Raw genomic sequence first — 1,104 nt, forward strand, 5'->3', positions numbered from 1 at the left:
CTTGAATTTACACTTTAAGTGCAACACTAATTAAATAAAGAATGGCCCATGGCCAAATTTCTGTAAAATGATGTTTGCGAAAACAATCATGAAAGGAATTTAGCCATGGATCACTACAAGCATATTACCATAGATGAACGGGAAACTATCTTTTTAATGAGGAATCATGGAAACTCACTTCGTGAGATTGCCAGCCATATCAAGAAAAGTTACTCAACCATTTCTCGAGAATTAAGCCGTAATTCTACTGGTAAATCCTATTCACCTTCGAAGGCTCAGGAGAAGTACAAACAGCGCAAAGGCAACTGTGGCAGAGTCTCTCTTTTGAGTAATCCTCAGGTGTTTGAAGTGGTGAGAGAACACTTCTGCGAAGACCTTTGGTCTCCGGAGGAAATATCGAATCGCTTGGCAGTCGAAAAGTATCCGGTGCAGATCAGTACCACGACTATTTACCGTGGGATTTTCAATGGCTTATTTGATAATTTGTTTAAATCTGGCAGCTCTAGTGCCGTGCGCCATCTAAGGCATCACGGCAAGTCTCGCCACAATAAAGCTTATCAAGAAAAGCGAGGCAAGATTCCAATCCCCAACAAGATTCATGATCGTCCGCGAGAAGCTGACAACCGTGTAGAAATTGGTCACTGGGAAGGTGATACCGTGTTAGGCAAAAGCGGAAAGGCTTGTGTCGTTACATTGGTTGATCGAAAATCTCGTTACCTGCTTATTGGTAAAGCTGCTAAAAGAACTTCAGAAGCAGTCACGGATACTTTGAGCGACTTAATGAAGCTATGGCCTGGTAGATCGTTAACGATTACCCCGGATAGGGGTAAAGAGTTTGCCAAAGTTCAATGTTTAACTGATAAGTTTGGTACGCCCTTCTACTTTCCCGATCCTCACTCTCCTTGGCAACGAGGAACTAACGAAAATACTAACGGCTTGCTTCGCGAATATTTGCCAAAGGGAACTGACCTTGATTCAATTACTGACCGCCGGATACAAGCATATGCAGAACAAATGAATAATCGTCCCCGTAAATGTCTCGGATGGAAAACGCCTTATGAAATATTCTTTAATGTCGTGTTGCACTTAATTTGACAATTCAAG

The 1,104-nt window shown here is 42.1% G+C and carries 1 protein-coding gene; it reads left to right on the top strand.

Annotated elements, in window-relative coordinates; translation table 11 throughout:
• Window positions 1-105 precede the first annotated feature (105 nt).
• Window positions 106-1,095, top strand: a complete 990-nt coding sequence (locus JCM14108_RS13945; RefSeq protein ID WP_004561985.1) for an IS30 family transposase — start codon at window positions 106-108, stop codon at window positions 1,093-1,095.
• Window positions 1,096-1,104 lie beyond the last annotated feature (9 nt).

It is taken from the genome of Lentilactobacillus farraginis DSM 18382 = JCM 14108 (assembly GCF_000583655.1).
Taxonomy (GTDB): domain Bacteria; phylum Bacillota; class Bacilli; order Lactobacillales; family Lactobacillaceae; genus Lentilactobacillus; species Lentilactobacillus farraginis.

Excerpts from the sequence above, each read along its gene's own strand:
- JCM14108_RS13945 (WP_004561985.1), top strand. The coding sequence starts at position 106 with ATGGATCACTACAAGCATATTACCATAGATGAACGGGAAACTATCTTT.